At 67.6% G+C, this 12,496-nt stretch carries 14 protein-coding genes and 1 riboswitch; of the genes, 3 read left to right on the plus strand and 11 right to left on the minus strand.

The genetic code is table 11. The features are described from left to right. Positions 1-2: 2 nt before the first annotated feature. Genes QRN21_RS11685 through idi form a run of 8 tightly spaced genes read right to left on the minus strand, consistent with a single transcriptional unit; the run spans position 3 to position 7,908 of the window. Positions 3-2,189, minus strand: coding sequence for an MMPL family transporter (locus QRN21_RS11685; RefSeq protein ID WP_285364175.1), 2,187 nt, complete (start codon positions 2,187-2,189; stop codon positions 3-5). Positions 2,190-2,226: 37 nt separating this feature from the next. Then, positions 2,227-3,114 (minus strand): prenyltransferase, encoded by an 888-nt coding sequence (locus QRN21_RS11690; protein WP_285364176.1) that lies wholly within the window; start codon positions 3,112-3,114, stop codon positions 2,227-2,229. Further along, a complete protein-coding gene (locus tag QRN21_RS11695) occupies positions 3,111-3,455 on the minus strand; it encodes a lycopene cyclase domain-containing protein (protein ID WP_053097231.1) in 345 nt (114 codons plus the stop codon). The genes QRN21_RS11690 and QRN21_RS11695 overlap by 4 nt, the downstream gene beginning before the upstream one ends. Then, positions 3,452-3,793 (minus strand): lycopene cyclase domain-containing protein, encoded by a 342-nt coding sequence (locus tag QRN21_RS11700; RefSeq protein WP_285364177.1) that lies wholly within the window; start codon positions 3,791-3,793, stop codon positions 3,452-3,454. Before QRN21_RS11700 ends, QRN21_RS11695 begins: the two co-directional genes overlap by 4 nt. After that, positions 3,793-5,394 (minus strand): phytoene desaturase family protein, encoded by a 1,602-nt coding sequence (gene crtI, locus QRN21_RS11705; protein ID WP_285364178.1) that lies wholly within the window; start codon positions 5,392-5,394, stop codon positions 3,793-3,795. Before crtI ends, QRN21_RS11700 begins: the two co-directional genes overlap by 1 nt. Next, on the minus strand, positions 5,391-6,296 hold the full coding sequence (locus QRN21_RS11710; RefSeq protein WP_285364179.1) for a phytoene/squalene synthase family protein: 906 nt from the start codon (positions 6,294-6,296) through the stop codon (positions 5,391-5,393). The genes crtI and QRN21_RS11710 overlap by 4 nt, the downstream gene beginning before the upstream one ends. Then, complete coding sequence (locus QRN21_RS11715) at positions 6,293-7,384, minus strand: polyprenyl synthetase family protein (RefSeq protein ID WP_187250550.1); 1,092 nt, start codon at positions 7,382-7,384, stop codon at positions 6,293-6,295. The genes QRN21_RS11710 and QRN21_RS11715 overlap by 4 nt, the downstream gene beginning before the upstream one ends. A 2-nt stretch (positions 7,385-7,386) precedes the next feature. Next, positions 7,387-7,908: an isopentenyl-diphosphate Delta-isomerase gene (idi, locus tag QRN21_RS11720; RefSeq protein WP_056279923.1), complete on the minus strand. Its 522-nt coding sequence runs from the start codon at positions 7,906-7,908 to the stop codon at positions 7,387-7,389. 76 nt (positions 7,909-7,984) lie between these two features. Here idi and QRN21_RS11725 point away from each other — a divergent pair, with 76 nt between their 5' ends. Further along, positions 7,985-8,629, plus strand: coding sequence for a MarR family winged helix-turn-helix transcriptional regulator (locus QRN21_RS11725; protein ID WP_082297860.1), 645 nt, complete (start codon positions 7,985-7,987; stop codon positions 8,627-8,629). A gap of 1 nt (position 8,630) precedes the next feature. On the opposite strand, the gene QRN21_RS11730 is transcribed toward QRN21_RS11725, so the two are convergent. From QRN21_RS11730 to QRN21_RS11740, 3 genes are all read right to left on the minus strand, one after another. Further along, on the minus strand, positions 8,631-8,975 hold the full coding sequence (locus tag QRN21_RS11730; protein ID WP_053097221.1) for a histone-like nucleoid-structuring protein Lsr2: 345 nt from the start codon (positions 8,973-8,975) through the stop codon (positions 8,631-8,633). Positions 8,976-9,012: 37 nt separating this feature from the next. Continuing rightward, positions 9,013-9,339: a DMT family transporter gene (locus tag QRN21_RS11735; protein WP_053097219.1), complete on the minus strand. Its 327-nt coding sequence runs from the start codon at positions 9,337-9,339 to the stop codon at positions 9,013-9,015. 10 nt (positions 9,340-9,349) lie between these two features. Then, a riboswitch (guanidine-III (ykkC-III) riboswitch) is annotated at positions 9,350-9,417 on the minus strand. Between the two features lie 76 nt (positions 9,418-9,493). Next, positions 9,494-10,351, minus strand: coding sequence for a LuxR C-terminal-related transcriptional regulator (locus QRN21_RS11740; RefSeq protein ID WP_053097217.1), 858 nt, complete (start codon positions 10,349-10,351; stop codon positions 9,494-9,496). 110 nt (positions 10,352-10,461) lie between these two features. Between QRN21_RS11740 and QRN21_RS11745 the strand changes: the two genes are divergently transcribed. After that, complete coding sequence (locus QRN21_RS11745; RefSeq protein ID WP_053097216.1) at positions 10,462-10,809, plus strand: DUF485 domain-containing protein; 348 nt, start codon at positions 10,462-10,464, stop codon at positions 10,807-10,809. Beyond that, on the plus strand, positions 10,806-12,443 hold the full coding sequence (locus QRN21_RS11750; protein WP_056279927.1) for a monocarboxylic acid transporter: 1,638 nt from the start codon (positions 10,806-10,808) through the stop codon (positions 12,441-12,443). The genes QRN21_RS11745 and QRN21_RS11750 overlap by 4 nt, the downstream gene beginning before the upstream one ends. Positions 12,444-12,496 lie beyond the last annotated feature (53 nt).

Here is a 12,496-nt window from a genome sequence, read left to right on the forward strand (position 1 = left end):
TCTCAGTCACGGCCGTTGCGCCACAGCTTCGACGGCCACCAGATCACTCGACCCAGGTCGTAGGCGAGTGCCGGCACGAGCAGCGAGCGCACCACGAAGGTGTCGAGCAGCACTCCGAACGCGACGATGAACGCGAGCTGCGCGAGGAACAGGATCGGGATCACCGACAGGGCGGCGAAGGTCGCTGCGAGCACGAGACCCGCAGACGTGATCACGCCGCCGGTGATCGAGAGTCCGCGAAGCACGCCTTCGCGTGTGCCGTGCTCGAGCGACTCCTCGCGCACCCTCGTCATCAGGAAGATGTTGTAGTCGATGCCGAGTGCCACGAGGAACACGAATCCGTAGAGCGGAACCGCAGGATCGGCACCGGGGAAGTCGAACACTCCGTTGAAGACCAGTGCCGAGACGCCCATCGCCGTGCCGAACGACAGCACCGTGGTGATGATGAGCAGCACCGGCGCGAGGATCGACCGCAGCAGCAGCATCAGGATCAGCATGATCACGACCAGGACGACCGGGATGATCAGGTTGCGGTCATGGATCGAGGCGTCGTTCGTGTCGATCGCGGTCGCCGTCACTCCGCCGACCAGAGCATCGAGCTCGTCCAGCTGGGTGCGCAGGTCCCGCACCGTCGCGGCAGCCGCGTCAGAGTCGGCCGCGTCGGTCAGAGTGCCCTGAAGAAGAACGTCTCCGTCGACGACGGTGGGCTCGGGCACCGGGGTCCCGGGAGGGCCGACGGCGACCAGGCCGTCTTCCGTGACCGGCGCCGAACCGCTCGGCGAGTCAGCGGCCGTGACAGAGACCCCGTCGATTCCATCGTCGGCCAGCAGCACGTCGGCGGCATCCTGCAGCTCGTCCTCCGCGACGACCACGTACACGGGACTGCCGGAGCCGCCGGGGAAGTGCTCGCCCAGAGCCACCTGACCGTCGCGCGCCTCGGACGCGCCGAGCACGAGATCGGACTGGGGCACGCCGACGGCGTTCAGCTGCAGGACGCCCGAAGCGCCGGCGAGCAGCACCAGGGTCGTCACGATCCAGATGACGCGAGGGCGGCGGGTGATGATGTTCGCGAGCCGTGCCCACAGGCCCGTCTTGCGCATGCCGTGCTCGTCAGCGACGACCTCGGGCTCGAACTTCGGGCGACGGGGCCAGAACACCGCGCGGCCGAACAACAGCAGGAGAGCCGGCAGCAGTGTGAGCGCGGCGAGCATCGCGAACACGATGCCGATGGCGGCCACCGGACCGAGGGTGCTGTTCGACTTGAGGTCGCTGAGCAGCAGGCAGAGCAGTCCGGCGATGACAGTCCCGCCGGAGGCCACGATCGGCTCGAAGGAGCCCTTCCAGGCCGCCAGCACGGCGGCCCCCTTGTCTCGGGTGACGCGCAGCTCTTCGCGGAACCGCGCCACGAAGAGCAGCGCGTAGTCGGTGGCCGCTCCGATGACCAGGATGAAGAGGATGCCCTGGGTCTGGCCGCTGAGCAGCAGCACCTCGAACTTCGCCAGCCACCAGACCACGAGGAGCGCGACGCAGAGTGCGAAGAGGCTCGTCGAGAGCACGACGATCGGCAGCAGGAACGAGCGGTAGACCAGCACGAGGATGACGAGCACCGCGAGCAGGGCCACGCCCAGGAGGAGGCCGTCGATGCCGGCGAACCCGGCGACGAGGTCGGCGCTGAATCCTGCGGGACCCGTGATGTAGACGGTGACGCCGTCAGGCGCGGCATCCCGCAGCTGAGTGCCGAGTGCATCGATCGCGTCGGCGAGTTCCGCGTCGCCCTCGATCGGGATGAACGCCTGGACGGCCTTGCCGTCGTCCGACGTCAGAGCGGGAGAGACGTCTTCGCTCACGCCCTCGACGGAGGGCGCGTCGGCCACCGCATCCGAGATGGTCTGGAGGTCTGACTCCGACAGCTCGTCATCGGCGACGAACACCGCGATCGCCGGAATGGCATCGCTGTCGTTGAACTCGCCGAGGAGCTTCTGCACCTGCGTCGCATCGGCCGACTCAGGCAGGTAGCTCGTCTGATCGTTCGATGAGACCTCGTCGACCTTGCCGAACAGCGGGCCGCCGAGCCCTGCGCCCACCAGCCAGATGAGGATGAGGGCGACGGGGATGAAGACGCGCGCCCAGGAGTGCCGACGCGTGCGCTCTCGGGTCGGCGGGGTGGGCGCGTGCTCAGGGGTGGACATCAGATTCCTCTCGGAAGGTGCAGGGGATCGGGGTGCGTCAGGAGACCCAGGCGAGGATGAGGATCATCGTCGCGAGGAACCCGGCGAAGTAGTTGAGGAAGATGAAGCGCCGCCACGCGCGGTTGGTCCCCGCCGATGTGTCGTCGGTGACGTTCCACCAGGGTGCGGCGTTGACGATGTACGGCAGCGCGAGGGCGGCGCCCAAGGGCGCCGGCCAGGACGTGAACAGCATGGCGATGCCGGCGAGTGCCCACAGCGCGATCGACAGCCGTACGGTCGCCCGTGCTCCGATCACGGTCGCGATCGAGCCGATGCCCCCTTCGCGGTCGGGTGCGATGTCCTGCACCGCTCCGAAGGCGTGCGCGGCCATGCCCCACAGGAAGAACGCGAGCAGCACGATGACCGCTGTCGAGGTGACGGCGCCCTCGGCGAGGGTCAGCCCCACGATCGCCGGAGTGACGAAGTGCAGGCTCGAGGTCGTCGAATCCAGGAACGGCCGCTCTTTGAACCGGAGCCCGGGTGCGGAGTAGGCGATCACCGCGAGCACGCTGATCGCGAGCCAGAGCCAGGATGCGGGATTCCCGACCGCCACGAGGTAGACCAGGAACGGCACGTTCGTCACGACCGCCGCCCACAGGGTCGCGCGGTGTATGCGGGGGGCGAGAAGCGCGCCCTCGATCCCGCCCTTGCGCGGGTTGGCGAGGTCGGACGCGTAATCGAACACGTCGTTGATGCCGTACATGGCCAGGTTGTACGGCACGAGGAAGTAGAGGGTGCCGATGATCAGCGTCAGGTCGATCTCGCGCGTGCTGAGGAGGTAGGCGGCCGCGAAGGGGAATGCCGTGTTGATCCAGCTGATGGGGCGGGAGGAGAGGACGATCTGCCGGGCGTCGCGACCGGTGGATCCGCGGGTCGAGGAGCTCACGAGGGATCCTCCTCGGCGCCTCGGAGGCCGGCGCGCGCGCGTCGACGTGCGCGCAGCGCTGCCCACAGGGTCGGCAGCAGCACGGCCCCTGCGAGCGGATAGGCGAAGTCCTCGAGCGGTGCGAGACCGATGTGCACCCCGAGGAGGTGATCGGGGGAGTAGTGGAACAGTCCGGTGGCGATCATGACGGTGTCGAAGACGGCGGTGAGGAGGAAGAGCACGACGACGGTCGCGGCGATCGCGCCGAGATGGGCTCTGTTCCGACCAGCGACCACGGAGAGAACGGCGGCCGCCACGACGGCGACGCCGACGAACCATGCGGAGAGCTCGATGTAGGTCACGAGGCGACCTCCACCGGGCGTCGGCGCAGTCGGGTGAGGATCCGCACAGCCCCGGTGTAGACGACCATGGTGCAGACGACGAGGAAGAGCAGGAAGACAGGCTCTTCGATGGGGAGCTCGGGGGCGAGGACGATCCCCGTCGCTACGGCGGCCTCGCCCCGGAAGAAGATCCCTCCGACGATGCCGGCGACGTCCCACGCGAGGAACAAGGCGAGTCCGATCGCCGTGACGATCGCCGCGGTCACCGCGTCGCTCCAGAAGAAGAGTCGGAACCGCCGGTCGAGCAGCAGCATGCAGCCGAGCGTGATGAGCAGGAGCGCGAGATACAGGAAGCCCATCAGGATTCCCCGCGGGTGGACCCTGCCGGGGTCGCGACATCGAGAGGGCCGCTGGAATGGTCGCCGCGGATGCGCTTGAGAACGATCTCCGCGCTGATGAGGCACATCGGCACCCCCACGCCCGGCGCGGTCGTGGCACCCGCGTAGTACAGGCCCGACACCTGGCGCGACTCGTTCTGAGCACGGAACATCGCGCTCTGGGACAGGATGTGCGCCGGCCCCAGCATCCCGCCGCGCCACGAGTTGTAGTCCTCGAGGAAGTCCGCGGGGCCCTTGGTCTCGCGTACCACGATGCGCTCACGCAGGTCGTGGATGCCGGCCCAGCTCGCGATCTGGTCGATCGCCGCATCCGCGGCCTGCTCGATCGCCGCGGAGCCTGCACCGTCGGAGCCGCCCGCTCCCAACGCCGTGTCGGCGGGGATCGGCACGAGCACGAAGAGGTTCTCGTGGCCCTCGGGGGCCACGGTGCGGTCGGTCGCGCTCGGGCGGCAGACATAGATCGATGCGGGTGAGGGGATCTCGGGGTCGTCGCCGAAGATCGCGTCGAAGTTCGCATCCCAGTCCTCCGTGAAGAACAGGGAATGATGCGGCAGCTCGGGCACGGAACCACGGATGCCGAGCATCACCAGCACGGCGCCGGGACCGCTCGTGCGCTGCTGCCACCAGGAATCGGGGTAGGTGCGCAGGTGCGGCGGCAGCAGCGCCGTCTCGGTGTGGTGAAGATCGGCGCCGGACACCACGATGTCCGCTTCGGCCCGGTGCGCGATTCCGTCGGCGTCGCGCCACTCGATGCCCGTGACGGTCGGAGCACCCGACCGGACGCCGGTGCTGATCGCCGTGACATCGGCATCCAGCACGATCTCGGCTCCGGCCGCCTCCGCGAGCTCCGCGATGCGCTCGACGACGCGCCAGAATCCGCCCTGGGGGTAGCTGACGCCCTCATCGAGGTCGAGAGCGCTCATGAGGTGGTACATCGCCGGTGCGGTGCGGGGGTCCGTGCCGAGGAACACGGCGGGGTACCCGAGCAGCTGCCGGATGACCGGGTCACGGAAACGCCGCGCCGCGAACGACTGCAGGCGCGTGCCCAGCAGGCTGAAGAGACGGGGGAGTGCGCGCAGCACCTCCGGTGTCATCAGCGTGCGCAGCCTCGTGAACGGGTTGTAGAGGAAATAGCGCTCGGCCATCACACGGGCGTCGTGCGCCGAGTCGAGGTAGGCATCCAGGGCCTGTGCGGCGCCGGGCTCGCGTGACTCGAAGAGGCGCGAGACCGCGTCACGACCGGTGGGAACCGTGACGGACGGCGCCGTGCGCCCGTCCGCGAGGGGCGCACGGAATACGCGATACCCGGGATCGAGGAGGGTCAGATCGAGCTGCTCCTGGGTCGAGGTGCCCATCATCTCGAAGAAGTGATCGAACACCTCGGGCATGAGGTACCACGAGGGCCCGGAGTCGAAGCGGAAGCCGTCGCGTTCGATGGTGCCTGCACGACCCCCGACCCGGCCGTTCTTCTCGTAGACGGTCACATCGTGGCCGTCACGGGCGAGCAGCCCGGCGACGGCGAGACCGGCGACGCCTGCGCCGATGACCGCTACCCGGCTCATCGGCTCCGCTCCATCGCGGTCACGAGCACCGAGCGCGCGGCCAGCATCGCCTTCACCGGATCGGGTACGCGCACCCGCTGCTCGTAGAGACTCGAGGCCGGAGTCCTCGCGACCCGGCGCGTGAGAGCGGCGAACAGCGCGAGTGCGCTGCGGACCGCGGCGCGAGAGTCCTTGGGCAGCAGCGGGATCGAGCGCGCCGCATCATCGAGCTGCGCCGTGATCGTGCGCACCCACTCGTCCCGATCGCCGTCGGTGAGGCGGCCGCCGTCGCCGAGGTAACCGCGCTGCAGTCGATCCGTGTCATCCGCGAGGTCGCGCAGGAAGTTCACGTTCTGAAATGCCGCACCGAGCTGCCGTGCTCCGTGCGTCAGGGTCTCGAGCTCTCTGTCGGTGCGCCGCTCGTCCCGCAGGAAGACGCGCAGGCACATCAAGCCGACCACCTCGGCAGAGCCGTAGACGTAGCGCTCATGAGCCGCCGCGTCGTAGGACGTGAAGTGCGACTCCGCAGCGATGTCGGCGGCCATCGAGTCGAAGAACGGCTGCGTGAGATCTTCGCCGATCCCGCACTCCCTCGCCGTTCGCGCGAAGGCGTGCAGGACGAGGTCCGTGCTGTATCCGACGCTCATCGCCCGGTGCGTCTCCGAGACGTACGACGCGAGCGCTCCGCTCTGCGCCGACTCGTCGAGCCCCGCCTGGGCGGCGACTCCGTCGACGATCTCGTCCGCGATGCGAACCATCGCGTAGATGTTGCGCACGTGCTGACGGTGTCTCTCGCCGAGCAGGCGCGTCGCGAGTCCGAAGGATGTCGAATATGTGCGGATGACCTCGGTGGATGCGGTGTCGGCGGCGCGGTTGAACCGCCCCAGACTCGCACCCGATGCGTCGTGAGGGTTCGGGGTCATGCGTGACGCCCTTCGAGGCGGGAGGTGGAGACGAGGATCGACCGTGCGGCATCCGAGCTGATCTCGCCGGCGAGCTCCGCCTCGGACAGCAGGGCGTAGACCGCGTCGAGTTGATCGCCGATGAGGCCGATCACGAATCGCTCCGCTCCGCACTCGCGCAGCAGATCGCGCATCGAGGTGGCGTCCTGCAGGCTGAGGTCCGCCGAACCGAACCGCGGTTCGATGTCGTGCCAGGCGCTCGTCGACCGCGCGAAGGCGATGATGGCCGTCTCCTTGCCCTCTCTCAGGTCGGAGAAGGGGTCCTTGCCGTGTGTCCGGTGGTCGCCGAAGACGCAGAGCAGGTCGTCCTGAAGCTGGTAGGCGAGACCCAGGTGGCGGCCGACGGCCTGCAGCGTCTCCTCGGCCGAGGTGGAGGAGTCGGCGAGGAGCGCCGCGGCGCGCAGCGGGAGCGAGAACGAATAGGTGGCCGTCTTGTAGACGCTCATCGACAGGACGGTGTCGACGTCGGAGGCGATGATCCCGTGGCTCAATGCGACGTCGGTGTGCTCGCCGGCCACCGTCTCGAGGATCGTCTGCTCGACCAGGTCGAGGAGGCGTCCTCGTGTGTGCGCCGGCACATCCGCCCGGGCGAAGCCCATGATCGCGGCCGAGAGCATCAGATCGCCCATCAGGATCGCGCTGGACCTGGCCCAGTGCAGCGCGTCCTGCTCGGAGGCGCCGGGTGTGCCGGCGGCGAGCTGCCCGATCAGGTTGGGTCGCTTGCGGCGGGTCAGGTCTCCGTCGATGACGTCGTCGTGAAGGAGGAAGGCATAGTGAAGGAGCTCGATATGGGTCGCTATGTCGACGGCCCCGATCATCGCGTCCTCGCCTGCGGTCGGGACGAGCGCGCGGTGGATGTCGAGCAGCAGCCGCGGGCGCACGAGCTTGCCGCCGAGAGCGTGGTCGGCGGTCGCGCGCCAGAGGGCGGCGAACTCGGCTCCGTACACCTCGGCGTTCTCGCAGTGAATGGCGAAGCGCTGTCGGAGCACCTCTTCGACACGGGTGCTCATGTCCTCTCGCGGCGCGGTCTGCGTCACGGTCGCGGTCATGATCACACCACCCCGAGGTCGCGCAGCCGGGGCAGCTGCTCCACGAGCCAGGGACTGTACGCGAAGGGGGCACCGATGACGGCGTCGGCGAACTCGGCCGGATCGACCCAGGCCCACTCGGCGACCTCGTCGGGATCGGGGGAGAGGGGGCCGTCTGCGATGGCGACGTGCACGGGGCAGATCTCGTTCTCGACGATCCCGCTCGCGTCGACCGCGCGATAGCGGTAGTCAGGCAGCACCAGGGAGATGTCGGTGAGACGGAGTCCGAGCTCGTCCTGCGCGCGTCGATGCACTGCCTGTGTCATGTCCTCGCCCGGGCGGGGGTGACCGCAGAAGCTGTTGGTCCAGACGCCGGGCCAGGTGCGCTTCGTCAGCGCTCGCCGCGTGACGAGAAGACGCCCCTGCCGGTCGAAGACATGGCAGGAGAAGGCCAGGTGAAGAGGAGTATCGGTGGTGTGTACCGCGTCTTTCGCGAACACGCCTATCGCGACTCCGTCTGCAGAGAGGAGGGTGACCTCATCCAACGGGGAACCTCCTCGATTTTCGCTAGCTTAGCTAATAATCAACATAACACGAAACAATCGTGTGTAGCATGATGGCATGCACGACGGACCGGACGCCACCCCCCGCGGAAGCGGTGCGTCCGATGTGCTGTCTCGCAAGGACCCGATCTCTCCGGATGGCCTCGCGCACGCGGCGATCTACGACGTCGAGTCGGCGGATCCGCGGAGCACGCTGATCGATCGATCAGGTGTCGACCCCGAGGACCTGCGCCAGATCGCGCTCGTCATGGGCGCCCTCGGTGAGCTCCGCGACGCGGAGCAGAAGCTGTCACTCGCCTCACGGCGCTACATGCGCCTGAACGACACGGACATGCGCGCACTGCATTACCTGATCGTGTGCGCGAACCGCGGGGCCACGGCCACTCCCGGGGGGATCGCGACACACCTCGGCATATCGACCGCGTCGACGACGAAGCTGCTCGACCGCCTCGAGAAGGGCGGACATATCCGGCGGGCGCCGCATCCGACGGACCGGCGCGCTCTCGCGATCACCATCACGCCGGAGACGCGGCAGGCGGCCATGGAGACGGTGGGTCGTCAGCAGGCCAAGCGCTTCTACTCGGCGGCGCGACTCACTCCGGACGAGCGTGACGTCGTCATCCGGTTCCTGTCCGACATGGCCCAGGAGATCACGCTCCGGGATGAGCCGTGGGCTCAACCCGGAGTCGCGACCTCAGACTGAGTCAGTGCGCGGCGTTGTACGCCTCGACGACCGGGGCGGGAATGCGGCCCCGCTCTGAGAGCGTGTAGCCGTTGTCGTTCGCCCAGGCGCGGATCGCCGCGACCTCGGGATTGCGACCCGCGCGCTTCCGGGGTGCTGCCGACCGCGACGAGGCCGCCGAGCCGGCCCGTCGTCCAGCCGAGATATACGGTTCCAATGCCGCGCGCAGTTCTTCTGCGTGCGCGGAATTCAGATCGATCTCGTAAGAAGTGCCATTCAGCGAGAAATGGACCGTTTCGCCTTCGCCTACTTCCAGGATGCTTCCGTCGATGTCGTCAACCAGCTGGTGCACAATTCTTCTTGCCATGGGAATACAGTACTGCCGAATATCCGAGCCCGCAGTGCTATTCGTGACCAGGGTCGATCAATTTCAGGCCGACGATGCAGCCGACGAGGCCGAGGAGCAGCAGAATCCGCGGCCAGGAGATGTCGCTGTCGCCGGTGATCATCGCCCACACCACTGTCAGAGTCGCGCCGATGCCGACCCACACCGCATAGGCGGTGCCGGTGGCGATATCACGCATGGCGAATGCGAGCCCGAGCATCGAGAGGATCAGACCGCCCGCGAATATGATGCTCGGCCACAGCTTGGTGAATCCCTCGGATTTGCCGAGCGCAGTCGCCCATACAGCTTCGAGGACTCCGGAGACGATAAGCACGATCCACGACATGACGGTCCTTTCGGACCAGTCTTTTCGCTCACCGGGTACTGGTCTGCCTCGTCCGGGGCCGGGGTTCACCGACCAGTATCCACGATAGCCGTGAGCGCTGAGCAGGGCCTGTGCAGCGCTGTGCAGCGCTGTGCCGCGGAGCGCCGCGCGTGACTCAGGGGAGCAGTCCGGCCCGCCGCGCCTTGGCCACGGCGGCATGGCGGGTCGAGGCGTCGAGCTTGGACATCGCCGTGCCGAGATACGCCTTGACGGTGCCCTCGCGAAGGCCGAGCTGCCCGCCGATCTCCGCATTCGTCGCGCCGAGGGCGGCGCAGGCGAGCACATCGGTCTCGCGGCGGGAGAGATGAACCGTCGGGATAGGCCCGGTGCCGGTGGAGACCGCGTCGTCCGCGAGCATCACGAGGCGCTGCTCCACCTGTGCGATGCGCGCCCGAAGATCCGCATCATCGACGGATGCCGCGATGCTGCGAAGCTCGGCGAAGCTCTCCCGCAGCTCTTCGCGATGGCGCGGGGGGACGGATGCGGACGACGGCGTGACCGAGCGAAGGCGACGTTCCACCTCGTCGCGAACTCGGAGCTCCTCTGCGACGGACTGTGCGACCTGCATCGCCGGTGCCGTGGTCACGCCGCCGACGGGTGTCCGGTCCCAGGCCCCCGCGTACAGGACGCCTCGGGGACGGCCGCTCACGACGATCGGCAGGGCCAGCAGGGTCCTGAGGCCCTCGCCGAGCACGAACACGTCGTAGTCGTGCGTGATCTGCTGCGATGACCCGTAGTCGCTCGTCATGCGAGGGCGCAGCTCCATCATCGCCCGTCCGCCGAGACCGCGTTCGGGTCTGACGCGCAACCCGTCGAGGCTGTGCGTGCGGTTCCCGACGATGCTGGTGACGCTGACCACGCCCTCGTCGATCAGGCCGCCGAAGGCGACCGGGAACCGGGTGCGCTGCGCGAGCTCGCGCACTGCTCTGGCGACGAGTTCGGTCTCTGATTCCATCTCGGTCGATGTGCTCACGACTACCTACTTTCGGGGGTGACGGCGCTGTGTCCCCGTTTCGTAGCGTCGACCCTATCATTCGCCTGGCAATGCGGGGCGAGCCGCAGAACATGAGGCAAGGAGGCCCCATGACCGACCATCCGACGGCAGATTCGCCGGGAGCGATCGACTACATCGCTGTCGAGGAATCACCACGATTCCGCGAACTGAAGAAGACGCAGCGCTCATTCATCTTCCCGCTCGCGGCATTCTTCCTCATCTGGTATTTCGTCTACGTCCTGCTCGCCGCCTTCGCGACCGAATTCATGTCTCAGAGAGTGTGGGGAGATATCACCGTCGGGCTGCTCATGGGGTTGGGACAATTCGTCACCACCTTCGCGATCACGATGGGGTACGTCGCATTCGCGAACCGGAGACTCGATCCGATAGCGACCGAGATCCGCGAAGAGCTCGAGAAGGCGCAGGCTGACGCATGAACCGCATTCACGCCGCCGCGGGGGAGATCGCGGTGGAGAGCAATCCTGTTCTCAACATCTCGATCTTCGTCGCCTTCGTGGCGGTGACACTGTTCATCGTCATCCGTGCGAGCCGGAACAACAAGACGGCGGCGGACTACTACGCCGCGGGCCGCTCGTTCACGGGGCCGCAGAACGGTTTCGCGATCGCCGGCGACTATCTGTCTGCGGCATCCTTCCTCGGAATCTGCGGTGCGATCGCGATCAACGGCTACGACGGATTCCTGTATTCGATCGGATTCCTCGTCGCCTGGCTCGTCGCACTGCTTCTCGTCGCCGAGCTGATGCGCAACACCGGCAAGTTCACGATGGCCGACGTCCTGTCGTTCCGACTGAAGCAGCGGCCCGTGCGCATGGCGGCCGCGATCACCACGCTCGCAGTGTGCTTCTTCTACCTGCTCGCCCAGATGGCGGGAGCCGGCGGGCTGGTCTCCCTGCTGCTCGGAATCGACGGCCGACTCGGTCAGTCGATCGTGATCGCCGTCGTGGGCGTGCTGATGATCGTCTACGTCCTCATCGGCGGCATGAAGGGCACGACCTGGGTGCAGATCGTCAAGGCGTTCCTGCTCATCGGCGGTGCGATCGCGATGACGATCTGGGTGCTGGCGATCAACGGATTCAGCCTCAACACGCTGCTCGAGGCGGCTGTGGCGAATTCCGACAAGGGCGACGCGATCCTCGCGCCGGGACTGCAGTACGGAGCGAACCCCTGGGACTTCGTCTCTCTCGGCATGGCTCTCGTGCTCGGAACGGCGGGGCTCCCGCACGTGCTGATGCGCTTCTACACGGTCCCCACCGCCAAGGAGGCTCGTCGTTCGGTGGTGTGGGCGATCTGGCTGATCGGCGGCTTCTACCTGCTGACACTGGTGCTCGGCTACGGAGCAGGCGCGCTCGTCGGCGCGGACGTGATCGCGGCGGCACCCGGCGGGCCGAACTCGGCGGCGCCGCTGCTCGCCCTGTATCTCGGCGGGCCGGTCCTCCTCGGGTTCATCTCGGCCGTCGCCTTCGCGACCATCCTCGCGGTGGTGGCCGGACTCACGATCACGGCAGCAGCCTCGTTCGCGCACGACATCTATGCGAACGTGATCCAGAAGGGGAAGAAGGACTCGGCCGGAAACCCCGTCGAGCCGGATCCCAACGGCGAGGTGCGCGTCGCACGCCGAACGGTGGTCGTGATCGGCATCCTCGCGATCGTCGGTGGCATCGGTGCGCAGGGGCAGAACATCGCCTTCCTGGTGGCGCTCGCGTTCGCGGTCGCCGCCTCGGCGAATCTGCCGACGATCCTCTACTCGCTGTTCTGGCGACGGTTCAACACCCGCGGTGCGGTCTGGAGCATGTACGGCGGCCTCGCCGCGGCGATCATCCTGATCATCCTGTCGCCGGTGTTCTCCGGGTCGCCGACCTCGATGATCCCCGGGATCGACATCGTGCTGTGGCCGATGAACAATCCGGGAATCGTGTCGATCCCGCTCGGCTTCTTCCTCGGCTGGCTCGGGACGGTCACGAGCCGGACCAAGGAGTCGCCGCTCCTGGCGGCCGAGATGGAAGTGCGCTCGCTCACCGGTTTCGGGGCCGAGAAGGCCGTCGACCACTGAGCGGCCGATGACGCGAACGGGGACCCCGACGGCCTACTCGTCGGGGTCCCCGT

The organism is Microbacterium sp. LMC-P-041, from assembly GCF_030209555.1.
GTDB lineage: Bacteria > Actinomycetota > Actinomycetes > Actinomycetales > Microbacteriaceae > Microbacterium.

Excerpts from the sequence above, each read along its gene's own strand:
- QRN21_RS11685 (WP_285364175.1), bottom strand. The coding sequence starts at position 2,189 with ATGTCCACCCCTGAGCACGCGCCCACCCCGCCGACCCGAGAGCGCACG.
- QRN21_RS11700 (WP_285364177.1), bottom strand. The coding sequence starts at position 3,793 with ATGGGCTTCCTGTATCTCGCGCTCCTGCTCATCACGCTCGGCTGCATG.
- crtI (WP_285364178.1), bottom strand. The coding sequence starts at position 5,394 with ATGAGCCGGGTAGCGGTCATCGGCGCAGGCGTCGCCGGTCTCGCCGTC.
- QRN21_RS11710 (WP_285364179.1), bottom strand. The coding sequence starts at position 6,296 with ATGACCCCGAACCCTCACGACGCATCGGGTGCGAGTCTGGGGCGGTTC.
- QRN21_RS11715 (WP_187250550.1), bottom strand. The coding sequence starts at position 7,384 with ATGACCGCGACCGTGACGCAGACCGCGCCGCGAGAGGACATGAGCACC.
- QRN21_RS11725 (WP_082297860.1), top strand. The coding sequence starts at position 7,985 with ATGCACGACGGACCGGACGCCACCCCCCGCGGAAGCGGTGCGTCCGAT.
- QRN21_RS11730 (WP_053097221.1), bottom strand. The coding sequence starts at position 8,975 with ATGGCAAGAAGAATTGTGCACCAGCTGGTTGACGACATCGACGGAAGC.
- QRN21_RS11735 (WP_053097219.1), bottom strand. The coding sequence starts at position 9,339 with ATGTCGTGGATCGTGCTTATCGTCTCCGGAGTCCTCGAAGCTGTATGG.
- QRN21_RS11745 (WP_053097216.1), top strand. The coding sequence starts at position 10,462 with ATGACCGACCATCCGACGGCAGATTCGCCGGGAGCGATCGACTACATC.
- QRN21_RS11750 (WP_056279927.1), top strand. The coding sequence starts at position 10,806 with ATGAACCGCATTCACGCCGCCGCGGGGGAGATCGCGGTGGAGAGCAAT.